Here is a 22,273-nt window from a genome sequence, read left to right as displayed (position 1 = left end):
GTCCCATGCCCCACAGCCTCCGAAACCGTCCTGCTTCGCCGCTTGTCCTGCCCCAGGTGCGCACCATAGGCCTGCTGCGGCCGCTCGCGTGGCTGACGCTGGCGCTGCGCGACATTGCGCGCGCGCCGCTGTTGAGCCTGGCCCATGGGCTGGTGCTGGCCTTGCTGGGCGCCGCCATCCTGTCGCTGGGGTACAACCGTTTCTGGTTCGTGGCGGGCACCCTGTCGGGTTTTTTGATCGTCGGGCCTATGCTGGCCACCAGCCTGTACGCCATCAGCCGTGCCCTGGAGCGCGGCGAGCGCGTGGGCCTGGGCCTGGTGTGGCAGACCTGGGCGAGCTGGCAGCGCAGCCACGCGGGGCAGGCGCAGCACCAGGGCTATTGGAGCCTGGTGCGCTTTGGCCTGCTGCTGTCGCTGGCGGCGACGGGCTGGGTGGCGATCTCGGCATCGCTGATCTACACCCTGTCGCCGGTGCCGGTGGACACCCCCATGGACTTTGTGCGCCATGTGGTGCTGGCCCGCGAAGGGGCGTTGTTTGCCATCTGGCTGGCGCTGGGCAGTTTTCTGGCCGCGCCCATTTTTGCGTCCAGCGTGGTGGCCATGCCGTTGCTGCTGGACAGGCGCATCACCGTGCGCCAGGCCGTGCTGACCAGCTGGGCCGTGGTGCTGGCCAACCCGGTGCCCATGGCGCTGTGGGCGGCCTTGATCGTGGTGCTGACCCTGCTGGGCCTGGGCACGCTGCTGATCGGGCTGGTGGTCGTGATGCCGCTGCTGGGCCACGCCAGCTGGCATGCGTATCGCGAGCTGGTCGATGCCTCGGCGTTTGCGCCGCTCGACGCGCCTGCGCCTTGAGGCTTCTGGGATTGTTGGTAGGAAGTTATTGTGATTTTTGGGTACACAGAACAGCAAATAGCCCATTTCTTCCTCACCTACGGGGTGGGGGCCTTCATCCTGTTCATGGTGTTCATCATCCTGCAGCTGGCGCGCGAGTCCAAGGCCGGCAGGTTTGGCACCTTCGTCATCTTTCTCGGCCTGGGCGTGGGCTTCATCGGCTACCTGGCGAAGATCGTCATCCAGTGGTGGATGGAGCGCTGATCCGGCACCCCTGATCAACGCCCGCGTTGGGGCAAGCGGCGCCCCAGCGCCATCGCCTGCCAGGCGCGGCGGTAGGCCAGCAGCGTGGCCTCGGCGCGCGCATGCACGCTGCCCGGCAGGCATTCGCCGGGTGCCAGGCCCGCGTCGTGGCCGGTGAGCAGCGCCACGCCTTCGCTGACATGCTGAGCGGCATGCACATGGAACTGCCCGTCGGCCACGGCCTGCACCACCTGGGGCGAGAGCATCAGGTGGCGCTGGTTGCGCGCCGGGATCAGCACGCCCTGCGTGCCCGTCAGGCCGGCCTGCGCGCAGACGCGATACCAGCCCTCTATCTTTTCATTCAGCCCGCCCACGGGTAGCACCTCGCCATGCTGGTTGAGAGCGCCGGTGACGGCGATGTCCTGGCGCAGCGCCAGGCCCGACAGCGAGGACAGCAGCGCATACAGCTCGGCGCAGGAGGCCGAGTCGCCCTCGATGCCGCTGTACTCCTGCTCGAAGACGATGGATGCGTTCAGCGCCAGCGGCGCCAGGTGGCCGAACAGCGCGCTCAAATAGCTTTGCAGGATCAGCACGCCCTTGTCATGGATGGGGCCGGACATCTCCACCTCGCGCTCGATGTTCACCACGCCCTCGCGCCCGGCGTGCGTGCGTGCGGTGATGCGCACCGGAAAGCCGAAGCGGTAGTCGCCCATGTCGATCTGCGTGAGCGCGTTGAGCTGGCCCACGCGCATGCCCTCCAGCGTGATGAGCAGCTCGCCTTCGGCAATCGCTTCGTGCAGCGCCTCCTCGGGCGCGTTGTGGCGCGTACGCCGGGCGGCCAGGGCCGCATCCACGTCGCGCGCATCGGTCAGCTGCGCCGCGCGTGCGCGTGCCTGGGCGCAGCTCTCCACCAGCAGCGTCTCCAGGCTGGCAAAGCTGGCGCTCTGGCGCGCCTGGTCGTCGGCCTCGCGGTGCGTGAATTCCAACAGGCGCGCCGCCGCCGCGGCCGTGCAGTGCGGCAGGCCGCGGCGCGCGCAGGAGCGCGCGAGGAATACGCAGCTGGCATGGTGCGTCGCGTCGCTGGCGCGAAACTGCTCGGCAAAGTCCACCTTCACGCGAAAACGCCGCGCCAGATCGGCGTCGCCGTCCTGCAGCAGGTAGTACTCGGCGGCCGAGCCGACGAGCACGATCTTGACCTCCACGTCCACCCCTTCAGGCTGCAGCGCCACGGGGGCGCCGCTGCCGTGACCGGCGGCCTGGTCTTCTACGCTCACGCGGTTGCAGCGCAGAAAGCGCCGCAGCCGCTCCCACAGCGGCGCGTCGCCCGCCAGGTCGCGCAAAAACAGCATCAGAAAGCCGCCATGGGCACGCAGCAGGCCGCCGGCGTGGATGCCGGAAAAGTCCGCATACGGTGCGTCCTCGCCGGATTCGTACTGGATATGGCCGAACAGGTTGCGCACCTGCGGGTTGTCCTCGACCAGCACCGGCGCACCAGCCAGGCCGGTGTTGTCCACCGCCAGGTTCACCTGGCATAGCGCCAGCAGATCGGCCAGTTGCTCGCGGCGCTCGTCCTCCAGCGCGTCCTCGCCCTGGCCGCCCTCGTGGGGCACGAACAGATCCAGGTTGTCCAGCACCTGCTCTTCCACCTGATCGAGCCAGCGCCCGAGCTTGACCGTGTCCTTGATCTGCTTGCGCAGGCCTTGGCGCACATCGTCCAGCCCATGCGTGACCAGCGGGCCGGCGCTTTGGCGCAGCAGCTGCGCCAGCGCCTCGTCGCGTGCGCGCTCCAGCGGCCGGGTGCGGTCGAGAAAGCGCACGATCTCGGCGCGCAGCTCCTGCTCGGACTGCTCCAGGGAGCTGCGCTGCGGTGCGCTCAACGCAGCTGCCTCGGCCTCGGTCAGGGGTTCCTCGCCGCCGGGGCCGAGCAGCGTGAACAGCATCTGGCCCTCGTCGCGCACCAGGCGAAAGCGCCGCGCGCGCGCAAACTCGGCCAGCTCACCGAAGGCCTGCGCCTCATCGCTCTGGTAGCGCTTGACAATGCGTTCGCTCTCGCTCTTCACATCGGGTGCGGCCAGGCGCTTCGGGATCTCGGCCTCCAGCAGACGGCTCCAGGCCGCAATCTGATCGCGCAGCTGGCGCCCCTGGCCGGCGGGCAGGCGCAGTGCCCGTGGCCGCTCCGTGGCATCGAAGTCGTGCAGAAAGCACAGATCCGGCGGCACGGGCCGGCTGGCAGCCGCTTCTTTCATGGCCTGGCGCATCAGCGATGCGCGGCCGCTGCCGACCTCGCCGAGCACGAACAGGTGGTAGTCGGGCTGCTGCAGGCCCAGGCCAAAGCGCGCCGCCTCGAAGGCGCGCTGCTGGCCTATCCAGGGCAGGGGCTCGCCCACCAGCGCGCGCGTGTCGGCAAAGCCCAGACTCTGGGGGGCGATGTGCAGGCGCAGTTGCTCGGGGGCGAGCCGGGGGCAGGGTGGCGTCATGGCTGTACCTTGGCGGCGGGCGCTGTCCAGCCCGCCAGATGGGTCTGGGCGATGCTGGACAGCGCGGTGATCCACTCGCGGTTGTCGTTCAGGCAGGGGATGTAGGCAAAGCGCTTGCCACCGGCGTGCAGGAAGGCCTCGCGCACCTCCATGTTGATTTCTTCCAGCGTCTCCAGGCAGTCGGCGGCAAAGCCCGGGCAGAGCACGTCCACGCTGGCCAGGCCGGCGGCCGCCAGCCGCTCCAGCGTGGGCTGGGTGTAGGGCTCCAGCCACCTGGCGCGGCCAAAGCGCGACTGGAAGGTCAGCAGCCACTCGTCGTCGGCCAGGCCCAGGGCCTGCGCCAGCAAATGCGCGGTGCTGCGGCACTGGTCGGCGTAGGGGTCGCCCAGGCGCACGTTGCGCTCGGGTATGCCGTGAAAGCTCAGCACCAGCTTGTCGCCGCGCGCCCCTTCGCGGCGCCAGTGGGCGCGCACGCTGGCGGCCAGGGCGGCGATGTATCCGGGGTGGTCGTGGTAGTCGTTCACGAAGCGCAGCTCGGGGAAATGGCGCGCGTCGCGCGTCCAGGCATTCACGGCATCCACCACGCTGGCGGTGGTGGTGGCGGAGTACTGGGGGTACAGCGGCAGCACGAGGACGCGGCGCACGCCAGCATCCTGCAGGGCTTGCAGCTGCGCGGCAATCGCCGGCTGGCCGTAGCGCATGGCAGGCAGCACCTGGGCCTGTATGCCCGCCTCGCCCAGCCAGCCGCGCAACATCACGGCCTGCTTGTGCGTCCATACCGCCAGGGGCGAGCCCTCGTCGGTCCAGATGCTGGCGTACTTGGCGGCCGATTGCGCCGGCCGCGTGCGCAGGATGATGCCGTGCAGTATCGGCAGCCAGGCGGCGCGCGGTATCTCGACCACGCGCGGGTCGGAGAGGAATTGCGCCAGGTAGCGGCGCAGCGCCGGTGCGGTGGGGGCATCGGGCGTGCCCAGGTTGCAGAGCAAGACGGCAGTGTCATGCGCGGGGCCCGGGGCCGGTTCTTTTTGTAAGTCCATGGCCGATTTTCGCCCACGCGCGGGAGGAATGCGGCGATGCGTCAAAAGCCCGCCGCGCGCTTGCGCTGCGCCGCGGGCCATATGCCGTCAGAACTTCACCGTCGCCCCCAGGTAGAAGGATCGGCCCATGCCGGGCACCGATACCCCCCAAGGCACTGCCGTGCCCGCCATGGTGGCGCCCTGACCCAGGTAAGCGCCGCCTTGGGGATGCTGGTAGAAGCGGTTGAAGACGTTGTCCACGCCCAGATCCAGGCGCCAGGCCTGCCACTCGTAGCTGGTGCGCAGGTTCAACAGGGCATAGCCGGCGGTGGGAACCTCGTTGCGCAGGTCGGAAACATGCTTCTTGGCGCCCACCATCAGCAGCTCGGCCATGCTGCTCCAGCCACCCTGGTCGTGGGCGAGGGCCAGCCGGGCGTTCAGCGGCATGATGGCGTATAGGCGGTCGCCCGTGCGCCTATCCTTGCCGCGCACATAGCCCAGCATGCCGTGCAGCGTGAAGCGGCCCCAGGCGGCGCTGTCGCCCAACCGGCTAAAGCCCGACAGGTCCAGGCCGTGCAGGCGCACGTCCTGGTTGGCAAAGCGCAGGTAGACAAAGCCCTGCGTGGCGCCGGCGTTGGCCGCGGTGCAGGAGGTCATGGCGCCCAGGCCGCCCGTGCAGCGTTCGGCGCCTATGTAGTCGTTGACGCGCGTGACATAGGGCGTGAGCTTCACGCCCCAGCGCTCGCCCGTGGTGTCATGCCAATCGGCCGTGGCGCTCAAGGTGTTGGCCACCTCGGGGCGCAGGTCTGGGTTGCCCACGTAGCCATTGCCGTCGCCCACCAGGTTGATCATGCGCATGGCCATGCCGCCGGTGGACCAGGTGTAGCGCTCGTACAGGTTGGGCGAGCGCGTCTTGTGCGCAAAGCCGAACTCGTAGCTGGCCTGGTCGTTGTGCGTGTAGCGCGCCAGCGCGGTGAAGTCCAGGTTGTGATCCGTGCGCTGGCGGTCGCGGGCGTTGAAGGCGTTGGCCTCGGCCGCGTAGCCGCTGTTGTAGCCCTGCACGGCGCCGCTGTCCATGCGCACCTGGCCGGCGCGCAGGCCGATCTGGGTGAGCCATTGCGGGCTCCAGCGCGCCTCCCATTCGGCAAAGGCCTCCAGGCGGTCGCGCTGGCCGTCGCGGATGTTCCAGAAGGTGTTCGGCGCCATGCCGCCGCCCGAGGGCAGCCACCAGTCGTCCAGCCGATAGCGCTGCGCCAGCACGCCCACGCGCAGCGTGTCGCGCTCCGACAGCTCCACGTCGCCGCGCAGCTGCACGCCGCTGGTGCGGCCCTCGGTGTCCATGGGCATGCCGGGTACGTTGCCCGCGGGGCCGTACCAGAACTGCTTGTCGGCGCCAAAGTTCATGGCGTGGCGCGTGTTCTCGTGGTAGGCGCGGGCATGCAGCCGGCCCCAGCCGAACTGGCCCTGGTAGCGCAGGTTGAACTGCCGGCTGTCGTTGCGCGTCATGTCCATGCGCTGGTTGGGGTAGTTCTGGTAGGGAATGTCCTGGAGACCCAGGCGCAGCTCCACCAGGTCGGTGTTGCCGCGCCAGGCCATGGTCAATGCGTGGTTGCGCGTCTTGTAGCTGCTCGATCCCACCTCGTCGCCGCCCAGCCATTGCGTGGGCTTGTCGCTGGCGGCCGGGCCGGCGCTCTTGAAGCTGCGCGCGGCCTTGTAGTTGTCGGCCTGGGCGGTGGAGCCGTCGTAGCGCAGGCTGAATTGCTCGGCTGCATACGACGCCGCCAGATGCGCTCCCAGCGCGTCGCCGTTGCTGCGCCAGAAAGCGCCGGCCTCGCCGGAGATGCGTGCCGGCTCACCCGGCGCGGCGAAGGTCGGCGGCGCGGATTCCACCTGGATGGTGGCGCCGATGCTGTCGCCGCCCACACTCACCGGCGTGATGCCGGCAAACAGGCGCACGCTGCCCACGCGCGTGGGGTCTATGTAGGACAGCGGCGGGTTCATGTGGTTGCCGCAGGCAGAGATCAGATCCATGCCGTCCACCTGTATGCGCAGGCGGTCGTCGGCCAGGCCATGCACGCTGGGCAGGCTGGACACGCCGCCCGCGCCCGACAGGCTGACGCCGGGCAGGTTGCGTAACAGCTGGGCGCTGTCGCTGCTGGCGGGGCGCGCTGCCCGGATTTCGCGCTGCCGCGCTTCGCTTACGGCCACGGGGGTTTCGTTGACGGGTGTGGCGGTGACGGTGATGGTTTGCAGGGCAGTGTCCTGCTGTGCTGTGGCCGCCAGGGGCAGGCTTGCCAGCAGGGCGGCAAGAGGGAGCAGGGCGCAGCCGTGCAGCGGGCCGTCGCCGCGAAGAATGCGGGTCTTGGAAATCATGGGTTTGAAACTGGTGCGGAATGCGGGCGCGGGCCCGGGCACAGCCAGGCCCCGGCGGGGCTGGCTGCATCACGAAGACAGGAAGAGAACGGGTCTCAGGTCGTGGCCTGTGGCGGCCCCTGGGCCGGCGGGCGCAGCCGCTTGGACTCGCGCTGGGGCTGGCTGTCGTGATGGCTCGGGGGCGGGCCCTGTGGCGCGCGCGGCAGCGTGGCCGTGCTGCCGCCGCTGGCGATAAAGCTGGCGCCGGCAACGCTGCAGACCGGGCAATGCTGCATCCCGCCCATGGGCTGCTCGTCGCCTTGCGGGCCGGGGCTGCCAGCCTGTCCGTGTACCGAGCAAATGTCGGCACTGAACAGCGCCTGGGTGGCCATGTCGGCCCAGTGCCGGGCGCTGGCCTGCACCATCCACAGCTGCGCCAGCAGGGCCAGCATGGCGAGTACCATGCCCGGCTGGCGGAGGGTGGAGAAAATGTTGCGCTGCGTCACGGCGCGCCATTGTGCCCTGGCCGCCTCCCTGAGTTTTGCTGTGGATCAATTGTGGTAACAAGCCTTGACACCGCGCGCATACGCGCCATCACCATCGACCTGGACGACACGCTATGGCCCGTATGGCCCACCATTGCACGGGCCGAGGCGGCCCTGGCCGGCTGGCTGGCGACCCATGCCCCGGCCACGGCGGCGCTGTTTGGTGACGCCCCGGCGCTGCGCGCCATCCGCGTGCGCATGAACGAGCTGCGCCCCGACCTGCGGCTGGACTTGAGCGCGCTGCGGCGCGAGTCGATCCGCCTGGCACTGACCCAGGCGGGGGACGATCCCGCGCTGGCCGAGCCGGCCTTCGACCTCTTCTTTGCCGAGCGCCAGCGCGTGGAGCTGTTCGACGATGCGTTGGAGACGCTGGAATTCCTGTCCGCGCGCTACCCCGTGGTGGCCTTGTCCAACGGAAATGCCGACGTGCACCACATAGGCATTGGGCGCTACTTCAAGGACAGCCTGAGCGCTGCGCGCCTGGGGGTGGCCAAGCCCGATGCGCGCATCTTCCACGCCGCGGCGCAGGCAGCGGGCGTGACCAGCGGCGCGGTGCTGCATGTGGGCGACGATGCGCTGCTCGACGCCCGAGGTGCGCTGGATGCAGGCATGCAGGCCGCCTGGCTCAACCCGGCGCAGGCCGCCTGGCCGCAGGGCACGCCGCCCCAGGCGACGGTGACCAGCCTGCGCGAGCTGTGCCGGCTGTTGGCCTGATGCCTTAGGCCGGGGCGTTCAGGAAATCGCCGATGGCGCGCAGCGTCTCCTCCGGCGTCTCGGTCATCTGGTTGTGGCCCACCGGCAGGTGCGCCACCTGCACCATCTTGCCGGCGGCGCGCGCGGTCGCTATCAGGCCCTGGGCGGCCTTCGGGGGCGTCATCTGATCCTGCGCGCCCAGCGCAAACAACACCGGGCACTGAATGGCGGCGATCGCCTGCTCGCCACCGCAATAGCTGTCGCAGGCCACGAAGCCGCGGTGGAACACATTCACCCGCGGGTTGCTGCGCAGCACGCGCCGACCCAGGGCCAGGCCCGCGCCGTAGGCCCAGAAGCCCGCGCCCGAGGGCGAGGCCAGGCTGCTGCGCGAGAACATGTTGACCATCTTCAGCGCCTTCTCGGGCTCGTTCAGTGACGATTCGATCAGCGCTGGCGAAACCTTCATGGGAAAGGCCGTGCCCACCAGCACCAGGTGGCTCGCACGCGTGCCCAGCCGGGCCGTGGCCTCCAGCGCGATCAGCGAACCCCAGCTGTGACCCACCAGCGCGGCACGCTGCACGCCCAGGGTGTCGAGCAGCGCGATGATGAAGTCCGCTGCCTGTTCCACGCTGGCGGGCGCCTCGCCGCCGCTGCGACTGTGACCGGGCAGATCCACGGCCAGCACGTTCCAGCCGTGGTGCGCCAGATGGCGGCTTTGCAGGGCCCAGACGCTGTGGTCGCACAGCACGCCGTGGATGAAGACCACGCTGGGCTGGCCGGCATCAAACGGCTTGCCGCCGGTATGGCAAAAGGTCTGCGCGCCATTGATTTGCAGGTACATCAGCCGCCTGCCTTTTCTGCGGCCTTCAGTGCGCGCTTCAGGTCGTCGATCAGGTCGTCGGCGTCCTCCAGGCCTATGGACAGGCGTATCGTGCCCTGGCCTATGCCGGCGGCGGCCAGCGCCTCGTTGCTCAGGCGGTGGTGCGTGGTGCTGGCCGGGTGGATCACCAGCGAGCGGCAGTCGCCCACGTTGGCCAGGTGGCTGAAGAGCTTCAGCGCTTCAATGAAGGCCTTGCCCTGGGCGCGGCTGCCCTTGATGTCGAAGCTGAACACCGAGCCCGCGCCGCGCGGCAGCAGCTTTTGCGCCAGGGCGTGGCTGGGGTGCGATGGCAGCAGCGGATGGCCCACGCGCGCCACGAAGGGCTGGTCGGCCAGGAATTGCACCAGCTTCTCGGTGTTGCGCATGTGCTGTTGCATGCGCAGAGGCAGGGTCTCTATGCCCTGCAGGATGAGCCAGGCGGTGTGCGGGCTCATGCAGGCGCCAAAGTCGCGCAGGCCCTCGCGCCTGGCGCGCAGCAAGAAGGCGCCCACGGTGCTTTCCTCGGCAAACACCATGCCGTGAAAGCCGTCGTAGGGCTGGGTCATCTCGGGAAAGCGCCCCGATTTTTCCCAGTCAAAGCTGCCGCCATCGACCAGCACGCCGCCTATCACCGTGCCGTGGCCCGAGAGGAACTTGGTGGCCGAGTGGTAGACCAGGTCGGCGCCATGCTCGAAGGGCTTGATGAGCCAGGGCGAGGTGAGGGTGGAATCGACCAGCAGCGGCACGCCGGCGTCGTGGGCGATCTGCGCCACGGCGGGGATGTCCAGCACCTCCAGGCCGGGGTTGCCCACCGTCTCGCCAAACAGCAGCCGGGTGTTGGGGCGGATGGCGGCGCGCCAGCCGTCCAGGTCGCCGGGCTGCACAAACGTTGTCTCTATGCCGAAGCGGCGCAGTGTGTAGTTCAACAGGTTCTGCGAGCCGCCATACAGCGCCGTGCTGGCCACGATATGCCCGCCCGCGCCCATCAGCGTGGCGATGGCCAGGTGCAGCGCCGCCTGGCCGCTGGCCGTGGCGATGGCGCCGACGCCACCCTCCAGGGCCGCCACGCGCTGCTCGAGCACGGCGTTGGTGGGGTTGCTGATGCGGCTGTAGACATGGCCGGGGCGCTCCATGTTGAACAGTGCCGCGGCCTGGTCGCTGGATTCGAAGACGAAGGAGGCCGTCAGGTGTATGGGCACGGCACGCGCGCCGGTGGCGGGGTCGGGCTGGGCGCCGGCATGCAGCGCCAGGGTGTCGAAGCCAGGGTCGGAGTAACCGGGCATCCATGTCTCCCAAGTAGTGGATAGCGGTGAATCAGCTGGTGATTGTGGGCTATATTTCCTCGCAAGCAGTCGGCAAGCAGCGCCTGCCGCACCATTCGGAGATACCCCATGAAAGTCAGCGACATCCTGCGCCTCAAAGGCAACACCCTCTACACCGTCCATCCCGACGAACCGCTGGCGCGCGCTGTGGAGACCATGGCCGAGAAGGACATAGGCTCGCTGGTGGTCATGGAGCATGGCGACCTGGTGGGCATGCTGACCTTCCGCGAGGTGATACAGCGCCTGGTGAAGAACGGCGGCGGCGTGGGCACCACCCTGGTGCGTAGCAGCATGGACGACGCGCCGGTGACCTGCACGCTGGAGACCGACATGGACGAGGTGCGCCGCATGATGCTGGGCTGCCACGCGCGCTACATGCCGGTGATGGACAAGCGCATGCTGATGGGCGTGGTCAGCTTCTACGACGTGGCCAAGGCCGTGGTGGACAGCCAGAACTTCGAGAACAAGCTGCTCAAGGCCTATATCCGTGACTGGCCGCAGGAAGAATCCCCGCCGGCAGCTTGAGGTTTGAACAAAATCAGCCGTTTGCGCTTCTGTATAAAGCGCAAACAGCTATTGTTTTTATGGTTTCAACGGTTTCAAGAGCATCGCGTTCCCATGAGCGGCAACACCTTAGGCACCCTGTTTTGCGTCACCAACTTCGGTGAATCCCATGGCCCGGCCATTGGCTGCGTGATCGACGGCTGCCCGCCGGGCATGGAGCTGTCAGAGGCCGACATCCAGCAGGATCTGGATCGCCGCCGCCCCGGCACCAGCCGCCATGTCACGCAGCGCAATGAACCGGACGCGGTGGAGATCCTCTCTGGCGTGTACCAGGGCAAGACCACCGGCACGCCCATCGCGCTGCTGATCCGCAACCAGGATCAGCGCAGCAAGGACTATGGCGACATCGCGCAGAGCTTTCGCCCCGGTCATGCCGACTACGCCTATTGGCACAAGTACGGCCTGCGCGACCCGCGCGGCGGCGGCCGCTCGTCGGCGCGCCTGACGGCGCCCACCGTGGCCGCCGGCGCCGTGGCCAAAAAATGGCTGGCCGAGAAATACGGCACGGCGTTTCGCGCCTGCATGACGCAGCTGGGCGAGCTGGCCATCCCTTTCGAGAGCTGGGAGCATGTGCCGCGCAACCCCTTCTTTGCTCCGGTGGCCGATGTGCAGGCTTACGAGGACTACATGGATGGGCTACGCAAGTCTGGCGACTCTTGCGGCGCGCGCATTCGCGTGCAGGCCACCGGCGTGCCGGTCGGCCTGGGCGAGCCTTTGTATGACAAGCTCGACGCCGACATCGCCTACGTGATGATGGGCCTGAACGCCGTCAAGGGCGTGGAGATAGGCGCCGGTTTTGCCAGCGTGGCCCAGCGCGGTACCGTCCATGGCGACTCGCTCACGCCGCAGGGCTTTGCCAGCAACAACGCCGGCGGGGTGCTGGGCGGCATCAGCACCGGGCAGGACATCGAGGTGCAGCTGGCCATCAAGCCGACCAGCTCCATCATCAGTCCGCGCGAGTCCATAGACATCCACGGCCAGAGCACCGAGGTGATTACCAAGGGGCGCCACGACCCCTGTGTGGGCATACGTGCCGCGCCGATTGCCGAGGCGCTGCTGGCCCTGGTGCTGATGGACCACGCGCTGCGCCACCGTGCCCAGTGCGGCGACGTGCGGCAGGCCGTGCCGCCGATTGCGTCCGCGCGAGAGGTTTAAGTGAAAAATGGCTGTAGCGCCCAGGCTATGGGCGCTGACAGCTATCAATAGAGAAGCGATGAACTACTTGCGGACTTCATCGACGAGAGCGCGGAACTCATCAATGTCCTCGAAGCTGCGGTACACGCTGGCATAGCGGATGTAGGCCACCTTGTCGAGCTTCTTGAGCTCGCGCATCACCAGCTCGCCGATGCGGCTGGAGATCACCTCGCGCTGGCCCAGTTGCAGCAGTTTCTCTTCGATGCGCTCGATGGCCGAATCGATCTGCACCGTGCTCACCGGCCGCTTGCGCAGCGCCAGCTTGAAGGAGGCGAGCAGCTTGTCGCGCGAATACTCTACACGCCGGCCATCTTTCTTGACCACGGTGGGGAAGTGAACGTCCGGCCGCTCATAGGTGGTGAAGCGTTTTTCGCAGGCACCGCATTGGCGCCTGCGGCGGATGAAGTTCCCGTCCTCGGACACCCGTGTCTCGACGACCTGGGTGTCCTGATTGCTGCAGAACGGGCACTTCATGGCGCAGCTCAGCGATAGACCGGGAAGCGACTGGTCAACGCGTTGACCTTCTCGCGCACGGCGGCCAGGTGGGCCTCGTCATTGGGGTTCTCGAGCACGTCCGCCAGCAGGTTGGCGGTGATGCGCGTTTCCTCTTCCTTGAAACCGCGCGTGGTGATGGCCGGCGTGCCCACGCGAATGCCGCTGGTCACCATGGGCTTCTCGGGGTCGTTGGGGATGGCGTTCTTGTTGATGGTGATATGCGCCTTGCCCAGGGCCGCCTCGGCGGCCTTGCCGGTGATGCCCTTGGCGCGCAGGTCGACCAGCATGACGTGGCTCTCGGTGCGGCCGCTGACGATGCGCAGGCCGCGCTGTGTCAATGTTTCGGCAAACACCTTGGCGTTCTTGGCCACTTGCTGTTGGTAAGTTTTGAACTCGGGCGACAGCGCCTCCTTGAAGGCCACGGCCTTGGCTGCGATCACGTGCTCCAGCGGGCCGCCCTGCAGGCCGGGGAAGATGGCGCTGTTGATGGCCTTCTCGTGCTCGGCCTTCATCAAGATGATGCCGCCGCGCGGGCCGCGCAGGCTCTTGTGCGTGGTGCTGGTCACCACGTCGGCAAACGGCACCGGGTTGGGGTACTCGCCCGCCACCACCAGGCCGGCATAGTGGGCAATGTCCACCCAGAAGATGGCGCCGATTTCCTTGGCCACGCGGGCCATGCGCTCGAAATCAATGCGCAGGGCGTAGGCCGATGCGCCGCCGATGATCAGCTTGGGCTTGTTTTCGCGCGCCTTGGCTTCGAAGGCGTCGTAGTCGATCTCTTCCTTGTCGTTCAGGCCGTAGGAGACCACGTTGAACCACTTGCCCGACATGTTCAGCGCCATGCCGTGCGTCAGGTGCCCGCCTTCGGCCAGGCTCATGCCCAAAATGGTGTCGCCGGGTTTGAGGAAGGCCATCAGCACGGCCTGGTTGGCCTGCGAGCCCGAGTTGGGCTGCACGTTTGCGGCCTCGGCACCGAACAGCTGCTTGATGCGGTCAATCGCCAGCTGCTCGATCACGTCGACGTTTTCGCAGCCGCCGTAGTAGCGCTTGCCGGGGTAGCCCTCGGCATATTTGTTGGTCAGCTGCGAGCCTTGTGCCGCCATGACGGCGGGCGAGGCGTAGTTCTCGCTGGCGATCAGCTCGATGTGCTCTTCCTGGCGCAGGTTCTCGGCCTGGATGGCGGCCCACACCTCGGGATCGGTTTGTTCGACAAGAATATTGCGTTGGTACATGGCAGTCCGATGAACTAAGAGTCCCTTGGAAATCAAGGGCTGCCCAGGCGAACGACGGATCGCGGCGGGGCAAACGCTGCCTTGTTCCGCGCGGCACGCTCCCCAGTGGTTTGCAAAAAACGGCTTGTTTTTGCGGGTCTCCACGTCAGCAGCGCAGCCCGGTGGGCCTTGCGCGCCTATCGCCAGTTGCGTGCCCCGCTAGTGTAGCGGACGGTGCTTCGCGCCAGCGCCGGGAATTCAGGCGTCGCTGTCGAGCAGGGCCACTTTTTCTTCGGCAGACTTGGCTGTTGGGGCGACCTCGGTGGCCGCCGGGGCCTTGGTGGACAGCACTGGGGTGGCAGCCGCGGGCCGTCCGGCTACCTGGCGCAGGCGGAAATGCTCGGCCAACACCTTGGCAGCGTAGCCACCATCGTGGGGCAGGTTGGCGGCGCCCACGTAGTAGCGTAGACCGCCTTCCAGCGAGCCGGCGCGCGCAATGCACTCCTGCAGCACCTTCACGCCCACACGCAGGTTGGCCACGGGGTCGAAAGCGGCCAGCTGACCACCAAAACCTTCGTACTTGTCGGTGTGCACGCTGGTCATCACCTGCATCAGGCCTTGTGCGCCGACGGAGCTTTGCGCAAACGGATTGAAGCTGGACTCGATGGCGATGATGGCCAGGATCAGGGTGGGGTCGAGCTTGGTGCGCTTGCCGATCTCATAGGCCTCGGTCACCAGGGCAGCCAGCGGCTCCGGGGCCACGCGGTACTTCTTGCTCAGCCAAAAGGCCACGGCCGCCTGTTCGCGCGGCAACTTCTTGGGGTTGATGGCCACGGCGCGTTCGCTGGCGGTCGGCTCCAGTGGGAAGCCGACTTCTGCGACGCGGCGTTCATGCAGCCAGCCGCGCAACTCGTCCTCGCCAGCCTGACGCAGGTCCGGGCGTGCGCTCAGGGCGATGGCCACAAAGGCCACGGCCAGCCCGAGCAGGGCGAAGCCGTTGTGTGTGACTTCAAGAAAGCCGTTGATCACATCGGCGGCAAAGGTGCGCGCACTTGCAATCGCATTTCCTGACGCTGTCATCGTTTTTCCTTTCTCAGTCGAGCCCAGTGGAGCGCTGCGCCGGCAGGGGGTGCAGCAGGACTCGGTCTTGCCAGCTTGCTGGCTTGGATTGGTCTGCCATTCGGTCCGTGCCATGGCGCGCTGCGTCATGGAAGCTTGCGGACTCTCCTAGATGGTGTCGGGTGACGGCTAGGGTTTATACGGTCTGTTTTTCAAGAATGGCGGATTCTAGAGGGGGTCTAAATGCCAAGTCAATACTAAATATTGCATGTTTTATACAAAAAAATAATTAACACACTGTTAATAGATTCGGAAATGTGACTTTTCTAGCACCTTGGGGGCCATGTAGCGGGGTGCGGCTTAAGCGGCCAAATGAAAGTGGCAATCGCATTGGCGGGCTCATTGAAAGAAGCTGCTGGAAAGCGCCGGTGGTATTTGCTACCTTAGGGCTGCCTGAACGATTCAGGCGTACGCCGGAAGGGGCGAAACCGCTGGTTGGAAGGCAGTCAGTGCCACACCGAGCAACAGGTACCTCGCTTCCAAGGCAACCCCTGGAGGCAATACCTTGCCTCCTGCGTCGGGGACGCTCCTCTCCTCGACGCAAAAGATGGCAAAAGACCGTTGCGTCTGCCGTCAAGCCCGGTGTACGGAAGGACTCCGTTCACCGGGCTTTCTTTTTGCACTCTTTTACATTGGCGTCCAGGTGTTCGCTGATTCAATTGCGCCTGTTGTTCCAGGGATTGGGTGCCGCGTGTCACAAGCCATACAAACCATCAAAAGCAATCGCTGGGCCCGGCGTGCCAGCTGGCTTGTGACCGGACTGCTGGGGCTGTGGCTGCTGGCCTGGCTGGTGGTCCCGCCGATTGCGCGTGCGCAGATCGAAAAGCACGCGTCCGAGGCGCTGGGCCGCAGGGTCACGGTGGCGAAGGTGGAGTTTGCGCCCTGGTCGCTGGAGGCGACCGTGCGCGGGCTGTCCATCGCGTCGCAGGATGGCCAGTCGCCCCAGGTGCAGATCGCACGTATCTATATAGATGCAGAGTTGCAATCCCTATGGCGCCTGGCTCCGGTGTTGGACGCTCTGCAGGTCGATGACCCCGTGATCCATATCACCCAGACCGCCCCTGGCGAGTTTGACTTTGATGACGTACTGGCACACCTGGCGCAGCAGCGCAAGCCGGATGAAGAGCCTGCGTCACCACTGCGCTTTGCGCTGTACAACATTGCGTTGCAGGGGGGGGCCATCGATTTCAATGACCGCACGGTGGACAAAGTCCACCAACTGCGCCAGTTGAAGCTGGAACTGCCGTTCTTGAGCAACTTTGCTGCAGACCGCGAAATCCGGGTCATTCCGCGCCTGGCATTCGATCTCAATGGCAGCGCCTTCGATTCGGCCGCGCAGGCCACTCCGTTTGCGCAGAATCGCCAGACCGATCTGCACCTGCAGATCCACGGTTTTGATCTTGCCCCCTTCAGCGGCTACATCCCCGGCTCGGTGCCGGTGCGGCTCAGGGCCGGCACGCTGAATGCCGATTTGAAGCTGGACTTTGAACAGGTCGATGCCACGCCCCAGGTCAAGATCAGTGGCAGTGCACAGTTGCAGGGGATACAGACCCTGGATGTTGCGGGGCAACCATTGCTGAGCTTTGATTCCTTGCAGGTGGCTCTCAACGAGGTGCAACCTCTGCGGCGCATCGTGGACATTGCTGCCATCGATTGGAGTGGTGTCCATGTCCACATCGGCCGGGATGCCAAGGGTGCGTTGACCCTGCCCGGAGTGAATCAACCGGTGGATGACGCCAGCGTCAAAACCCTACCAACCGCAGGGGTACAGGAATCGCCCTGGCAGGTGCGGCTGGCGCGCCTGGGCGTACATGACGCTACCGTGGATTGGGTAGATGCCAGCCTGCCGGGCGGCACGGCCGTATGGAAGGCAGAAAATTTGCAACTACAAGCTTCGGCCATCGAACTGCCCTTCAAGCAGCCGCTGCAGTTTCGCGCCAGCGCGCGGTTGTCCGGCGGGGGGGCCAAGGGAGATCCGGCCTGGGTGGCGCTGCGCGGGCAGGCTACCGATGCAGAGGCGCAGGCGGCAGCCTCCATTCGCGGCTTGCCGCTGGCCATGGCCGCGCCATATCTTGCGGCCGTGCTCAAGCCTGCATTGGGTGGCATGCTCGATGCCGACATTGGCCTGGCCAGGAATGGTGCTGTCATGGTGGCCCAGGTGGCAACGCTGTCACTCGACAATCTGGTACTGACCTGCGCCGCCGAGGACAAATGCCCAAGCCTGCGCAGGGCAGGTATTGCGGATGCGGGCAAGACGTCCGTGGCCGAACTGGGGCGCCTTGAGGTGACGGATGCCCTGGTCATGCTGCCCGAACAGCGTGCCACGGTGGGGCGCCTGTTGTTGCACCAACCCAGGATGCTGCTGTCCCGTGGCCCCAAGGGCGATTGGATGTTTGAGCAGTGGCTGGCTCAGGCACCAGAGCAACAGCCCAACCATGCCGTACCGAAGAAGGTTGAGGCGCCCTGGGCACTGAAGCTTGCGGCGCTGGATGTGGACGGTGCCAGTATTGCCTTTCGTGATGAGGTGCCGGAGCGCCCGGTGGCACTCAATGCGTCCGGTTTGCAGTTGCATCTGCGGGATGTCGCCTTCGCCGATGGCCGCCTCGCGCCCGCCGCCGTGCGCCTGGATACCCGTGTGGCCGCAGGCCGGATCGAGCCGGGCCGCTTGAATTGGGAGGGCTCGGTCGCCATGAATCCGGCCCTGAGCGTGCAGGGAAAACTGCGCGCGCAGCACCTGCCCTTGCAGGCGTTCGAGCCCTATGTCACCGCGGACTTGAATGTGGACATCCTGCGCGCCGACGGCAGTTTTACCGGCAGTCTGCGCTACGTGCAGGACAAGGCCGGCCCGTTGGTGGCCGTGGCGGGCGACGCCTCGCTGGACGAGGTGCGCGTGCGCGCCAAGGACGAAGATGCCGGCGATGGACAGGACGAGGGTGGCATGCGGATCGCTCAGCGTGGCGAGGAGTTGCTGCGCTGGAAATCCCTGGCGCTGCGTGGCCTGGCCGTGAACCTGAAACCAGGCCAGCCCCTGGCGCTGGACGTGAAGGAAACGGCGCTGAGTGATTTCTTTGCCCGTGTCATCGTGCATGAGAACGGCCGTATCAACCTGCAGGACATCCAGAAGGGCGCGGCTGCCGAGTCGAGGGTGGCCGCGCCATCGGTGCAGGCAGCATCTACGCCAACAGCAGCACCAGGCGAGGCCGCGCAAACCCCAGCGGCGCAGCCGGCCGACCCCATGGCGCCGGTGATCCGGTTCGGGCCGGTGGCGCTGACCAATGGGTCGGTGCGTTTCTCCGACTTTTTCATCAAGCCCAACTATTCGGCCGACCTGAGCGAGCTGAGCGGCAGGTTGAGTGCGTTTTCGTCGGTGCCTGCACAAGCCGGCGGTGCATTGCAAATGGCCGATCTGGAGCTGCGCGGCCGCGCGCAGGGCACGGCCTCGCTGGAGGTCTCCGGCAAGCTGAACCCCTTGGCCAAGCCGCTGGCCCTCGATATTCAGGGCCGCATGCGTGACCTAGAGCTGCCGCCCCTGACGCCCTACAGCATCAAGTACTCAGGCCATGGCATTGAGCGCGGCAAGCTGAGCATGGACGTGTCGTATAAGGTGCAGCCCAATGGCCAGCTCACGGCGAATAACAAGCTGGTGCTCAACCAACTGGCTTTTGGCGACGCCGTGGAAGGCGCGCCGGCCAGCCTGCCGGTGCGTCTGGCCGTCGCCTTGCTGGCCGACCGCAATGGGGTCATTGACTTGGATCTGCCCATCAGCGGCTCGCTCAACGACCCGCAATTCAGCCTCGGCGGCGTTATCCTGAAGGTGATCGGCAACCTCGTGATGAAGGCGGTTACCGCGCCGTTTTCCTTGCTTGCCGGCATGTTCGGCGGTGCCGACGAGCAGGGCGTGGTGCATTTCGCCTCGGGCAGCAGTGTGCTCGACGACAAGGCGCGTGAACTGCTCGACAAGATGGCCGAGCAGTTGGTCAACCGGCCGGCCCTCAAGCTCACCGTGGTCGGCTGGGCCCAGCCGCAGGCGGAGCAGGAGGCCTGGAAGCGCCTTCGCCTGCGGGATTTGGCCCAGGCACAGAAGCGCCGTGCGGCCGTGCGCGCGGGCGAGTCGGCCGCCGACGTGGCGCCAGTGACCGATGCGGAATATCCGGCCCTGCTCAAGGAGGCCTATCAGCGCTCCGACATCAAGAAGCCGCGCAACCTGGTCGGCATGGCCAAGGATTTGCCGCTACCGGAGATGGAGGCGCTGCTGCTCAAGAGCATCACCGTGCCGGACAACGCCTTGCAGGATCTGGCCCTGGCGCGCGGCGTCGCCGTGCGCGACTACCTCGCCAGCCGGCAGGTGCCGCTGGATCGGTTGTTCGTGGGGGCCGCGAAGCTGCAGCCGGCGGGCGAGGGTGGGGCCAGCTGGGCGCCCAAGGCGGAGCTGGCGTTGGCGGCGCGTTGAGCGCAGGCAGTGCCGGCTTGTGTCGCCATGCCGAGTACGGCGGCGGCCAATTTTGGTGCTGCCATTGGCCTGACTTGCTCCAGATAAAGGCTGCGCTCTGAATTGAGGCGAAAATAGCAGCTTTGCCAAGCATGGGCCGTGGGCTCTTCGCCTGGCATGGTGCGGGCTGCAGCAGGCAGCCCGCCATTTTTCTCGATGAATCCATGTTCCCTTTTTCTTCTCGCAGCAAAATGTCCGACGCACCCGAAGCGACCCCGGTTCAAACCAAGACCACCGAGCCGCATCCCCTGGATGCTCTGACGGGCGGCGCTTTCTCGGCCGCCACGTCCGGCGAGCGCTCGGCGCGTATCCGTGAGTGGCTTGTCACGCAACCCGCCACCGATCAGTTGCAGGAGGTCTTCAAGGAGCTCAGCGCCCGCGACAAGGGCGCGGCCCGGGCGGTGCGCGAGCGGCTCGACGAAATCCGGCGTGCGCAGGGGCAGGCGGTCATTGCCGCCGAATGGCAGGCCAAGGCCGAGGCGTTGCTGGCCGCGGCCCAGCTGAACATTGCCGATGCCCTGGCCTGGCAGCGTGACGCGGCCAAGGCCGGCGCCGCACTGTCGCGCGAGCCGCTGTCTCTGCTCAAGGCGCAGCTGAGTGAGCGCGTGAAGACCATTGAAGACCTGCAGCACCGTGTGCAGGTGCAGCGTGAGGCGGCGGTGCTGTTGGCACAGCGCATCGAGGTGCTGTCCACCAAGCCCTGGCAGGACGCCCAGGCGGCACTGGAGGCCTTGAGCGCTGATGTGGGCCGTTGGCAAGAGCAGGCACAGGTGCTGACGGGCGATGCTGCCTGGCCCAGCGTGGAGGCGCGCTTTCCAACGCAACTGGAGTCTTCGCGCAGCCAGTTGCTGGTGGTCTGGGAGGCGTTTCAGTCGGCCCTGGCATTGACCGTGGCCGCTGCCCAGGACGCGGCGGCGCCCCTGCCGCCCGTGCCAGTGTGGGCCGATGAGCTGCGTCAGGCGCGCGGCTTGCCGGCCGAGGCCGCCGCCAGCGCGCCGGCCCGTACCGCAGCCAAACCCAAGGTCGATCCCGAGGTGCGCGACAAGGCCGTGCAGGCCGTGAGCGAAGCCTTGGCCAAGCTGGAGCAGGAGACTGCCCAAGGGCATGGCAAGGCCAGTGCCGGCGCGGCTGCGGCGCTGCGCGCGATACTCAAGCCGCATGGCCGTTTCATCGACGCAGAGCTGGAGCGCAAGGTGCATGCGGCCCTGGTAGCTGCCGGCGAACTCGAGGGCTGGCAGCGCTGGAGCGCCGACCAGGTGCGCGAAGACCTGGTGGCCCGAGCCGAGGCGTTGCTGCGTCGCCCCGATGGCCAGGCCCTGGGTGGCCGCAAGATGCAGGAAACCCTGCGCCAGCTGCGCGAGCAGTGGAAGCAGGCCGACCAGGGCGCACCGGCCAACCATGGACTGTGGAAAAAGTTTGACGATGCCTGCAACGCCGCCCACAAGGTGGTCGAATCCTGGCTGGAAAAGGTGCGCGCCGAAGGGGTTGAGCACCGCGCGCAGCGCATGGCCCTGATTGAAGAAGTGACCACCTGGGCGCAGGAGCAGGGGGCCGCGGCGGCGGCCGACTGGAAGGCCGTGAACCGTGCCCTGCACCAGTTTGGCGAGCGCTGGCGCGCAGGCGGCCATGTGAGTGAAAAGGTGTTTGCCGAGCTGCAGCCGCTTTGGAAGCAGGCGCTGGGCGCGGCTGCTGCGCCGCTGGAGACTGCGCAAAAGGCCAGCCTGCAGCTGCGCCAGGCCATGATTGCCGAGGCCGAGGCCCTGGGCGCGGCGGCTTCACTGCGCATTGACGCCATCAAGGCGCTGCAGCAGCGCTGGCAGGCAGAGGCCCAGTCCGTGCCACTGGATCGCAAGCATGAGCAAAGGCTGTGGGACGCTTTTCGCAAGCCCATTGATGATGCATTCAACCGCAAGACAGTCGAGCGTGAGCGCAGTGCCGAGCAGTTGAGTGCGCGCGACCGCGCCGTGCTGGACGCCTCCAAGGCGCTGGAGGCTGCCAGCGCTTCGGGCGATGCGCAACAGATTCGCGCTGCAATGGCGGCGCTGGAATTGGCCATCAAGGAACAGGCCAAGGCAGTCGAATCTGATGCAAATCAACCCCAAACGCAGGCGGATCAAGCGCAAACAGCTATAAATTCAGAAGTAAATCAGGAGAGTGCCAAGCCTGTTGCTGCCGCTCCCGTGCGACCGGTGGTGGCGGTGCGTGGCGACGACAGGCCGGGCATGCGCAAGGCCGAGTCGGCGCAACCGGCACGTGCCGGCCGCCCAGGCAGTGAGCGCCGTGATGCGCGCGACGGCCGTGGCCCGCGCGATGGCGCGGGGCGTGGCCGCGAGCGCGAAGCTTTTGAAGCACGCGGACCGCGCCTGGGCGATACCGCCTTCCGGGCCCAGCGCGATGCCATGGAGCATGCACAAACCGCGTTGCGCAAACTGGCCGCCCAGGCGCATGGCGAGGCGCTCACCCAACTGATGGCGGCCTGGAAGAGCCGCGATGCCGAGCAGCTGCCTACGTTGCAGGAGCTCGGTGGCAAGGTGTCCGCCGGCGTGCGCGCCGCTTGGGGGCAGGCCATTGCCGCAGCCCCGGCAGGTACGGGTACTGAACAGGCTCTATTGCGCCTGGAAATGGCCGCCGATGTACCCACGCCAGCCGATCAACTGGCTGCTCGCCGCGCCCTGCAGCTGCAAATGCTCACGCGCCGCAATGATCCGGCTCCGGCACAGACCTGGGCGCAGGATGCTGCCCAGGTGCTTGCCGGCGCCAGTGATGAGGCCAGCGCCCGTCGGCTGCAAAGCGTGCTCAAGGTTTTGCTGCGCAAGTAGCGGGCTTTGTGTGCGGCGGCACTGTGTTGCCGCCGCGATGCTTGT

The 22,273-nt window shown here is 66.9% G+C and carries 16 protein-coding genes and 1 riboswitch; of the genes, 7 read left to right on the top strand and 9 right to left on the bottom strand.

The window, feature by feature from the left end:
• The first annotated feature begins 5 nt into the window (after positions 1 to 5).
• Together P4826_RS06565 and P4826_RS06560 are read left to right on the top strand one after the other, a co-directional pair.
• Positions 6 to 851, top strand: a complete 846-nt coding sequence (locus P4826_RS06565) for a DUF2189 domain-containing protein (protein ID WP_317703089.1) — start codon at positions 6 to 8, stop codon at positions 849 to 851.
• Between the two features lie 30 nt (positions 852 to 881).
• On the top strand, positions 882 to 1,094 hold the full coding sequence (locus P4826_RS06560; RefSeq protein ID WP_317703088.1) for a DUF2788 domain-containing protein: 213 nt from the start codon (positions 882 to 884) through the stop codon (positions 1,092 to 1,094).
• Positions 1,095 to 1,108: 14 nt separating this feature from the next.
• On the opposite strand, the gene P4826_RS06555 is transcribed toward P4826_RS06560, so the two are convergent.
• The 4 genes from P4826_RS06555 to P4826_RS06540 form a co-directional block, all read right to left on the bottom strand.
• Positions 1,109 to 3,550, bottom strand: a complete 2,442-nt coding sequence (locus P4826_RS06555) for a Lon protease family protein (protein ID WP_317703087.1) — start codon at positions 3,548 to 3,550, stop codon at positions 1,109 to 1,111.
• The gene (hemH, locus tag P4826_RS06550; RefSeq protein WP_317703086.1) at positions 3,547 to 4,587 is read right to left on the bottom strand and encodes a ferrochelatase; all 1,041 of its coding nucleotides are present in this window, start codon (positions 4,585 to 4,587) and stop codon (positions 3,547 to 3,549) included. Before hemH ends, P4826_RS06555 begins: the two co-directional genes overlap by 4 nt.
• A gap of 87 nt (positions 4,588 to 4,674) precedes the next feature.
• A complete protein-coding gene (locus P4826_RS06545; protein WP_317703085.1) occupies positions 4,675 to 6,939 on the bottom strand; it encodes a TonB-dependent receptor in 2,265 nt (754 codons plus the stop codon).
• Positions 6,940 to 7,034: 95 nt separating this feature from the next.
• Complete coding sequence (locus P4826_RS06540) at positions 7,035 to 7,424, bottom strand: DUF2946 family protein (RefSeq protein WP_317703084.1); 390 nt, start codon at positions 7,422 to 7,424, stop codon at positions 7,035 to 7,037.
• A gap of 51 nt (positions 7,425 to 7,475) precedes the next feature.
• On the opposite strand from P4826_RS06540, the gene P4826_RS06535 reads away from it, so the two are divergent.
• Positions 7,476 to 8,177, top strand: a complete 702-nt coding sequence (locus P4826_RS06535) for an HAD family hydrolase (RefSeq protein WP_425605240.1) — start codon at positions 7,476 to 7,478, stop codon at positions 8,175 to 8,177.
• A 4-nt stretch (positions 8,178 to 8,181) separates the two neighbouring features.
• Here the strand turns inward: P4826_RS06535 and P4826_RS06530 are convergent, their stop codons facing one another.
• Together P4826_RS06530 and P4826_RS06525 are read right to left on the bottom strand one after the other, a co-directional pair.
• Positions 8,182 to 8,997, bottom strand: coding sequence for an alpha/beta fold hydrolase (locus P4826_RS06530; RefSeq protein ID WP_317703083.1), 816 nt, complete (start codon positions 8,995 to 8,997; stop codon positions 8,182 to 8,184).
• Positions 8,997 to 10,298 (bottom strand): O-acetylhomoserine aminocarboxypropyltransferase, encoded by a 1,302-nt coding sequence (locus P4826_RS06525; protein ID WP_317703082.1) that lies wholly within the window; start codon positions 10,296 to 10,298, stop codon positions 8,997 to 8,999. The genes P4826_RS06530 and P4826_RS06525 overlap by 1 nt, the downstream gene beginning before the upstream one ends.
• 108 nt (positions 10,299 to 10,406) lie before the next feature.
• Between P4826_RS06525 and P4826_RS06520 the strand changes: the two genes are divergently transcribed.
• Positions 10,407 to 10,862, top strand: coding sequence for a CBS domain-containing protein (locus P4826_RS06520; protein ID WP_317703081.1), 456 nt, complete (start codon positions 10,407 to 10,409; stop codon positions 10,860 to 10,862).
• A 93-nt stretch (positions 10,863 to 10,955) separates the two neighbouring features.
• Positions 10,956 to 12,056: a chorismate synthase gene (gene aroC / locus P4826_RS06515; RefSeq protein ID WP_317703080.1), complete on the top strand. Its 1,101-nt coding sequence runs from the start codon at positions 10,956 to 10,958 to the stop codon at positions 12,054 to 12,056.
• A 63-nt stretch (positions 12,057 to 12,119) separates the two neighbouring features.
• On the opposite strand, the gene nrdR is transcribed toward aroC, so the two are convergent.
• The 3 genes from nrdR to P4826_RS06500 form a co-directional block, all read right to left on the bottom strand.
• Entirely contained in the window at positions 12,120 to 12,569 is a 450-nt protein-coding gene (gene nrdR / locus P4826_RS06510) for a transcriptional regulator NrdR (protein ID WP_317703079.1), read from the bottom strand.
• Positions 12,570 to 12,577: 8 nt separating this feature from the next.
• On the bottom strand, positions 12,578 to 13,822 hold the full coding sequence (glyA, locus tag P4826_RS06505; protein WP_317703078.1) for a serine hydroxymethyltransferase: 1,245 nt from the start codon (positions 13,820 to 13,822) through the stop codon (positions 12,578 to 12,580).
• Positions 13,823 to 13,856: 34 nt separating this feature from the next.
• Positions 13,857 to 14,022, bottom strand: a riboswitch (ZMP/ZTP riboswitch).
• A gap of 37 nt (positions 14,023 to 14,059) precedes the next feature.
• Positions 14,060 to 14,881, bottom strand: coding sequence for a lytic transglycosylase domain-containing protein (locus P4826_RS06500; protein ID WP_317703077.1), 822 nt, complete (start codon positions 14,879 to 14,881; stop codon positions 14,060 to 14,062).
• A gap of 790 nt (positions 14,882 to 15,671) precedes the next feature.
• Here P4826_RS06500 and P4826_RS06495 point away from each other — a divergent pair.
• Positions 15,672 to 19,370: a DUF748 domain-containing protein gene (locus tag P4826_RS06495; RefSeq protein ID WP_425605239.1), complete on the top strand. Its 3,699-nt coding sequence runs from the start codon at positions 15,672 to 15,674 to the stop codon at positions 19,368 to 19,370.
• A 230-nt stretch (positions 19,371 to 19,600) separates the two neighbouring features.
• Entirely contained in the window at positions 19,601 to 22,228 is a 2,628-nt protein-coding gene (locus tag P4826_RS06490; protein ID WP_317703076.1) for a DUF349 domain-containing protein, read from the top strand.
• Positions 22,229 to 22,273 lie beyond the last annotated feature (45 nt).

It is taken from the genome of Diaphorobacter limosus (genome assembly GCF_033100095.1).
Lineage (GTDB): Bacteria > Pseudomonadota > Gammaproteobacteria > Burkholderiales > Burkholderiaceae_C > Alicycliphilus > Alicycliphilus limosus.
Note: the sequence above shows the minus strand (reverse complement) of the source record. Positions and strands in the feature narration are given on the sequence as shown.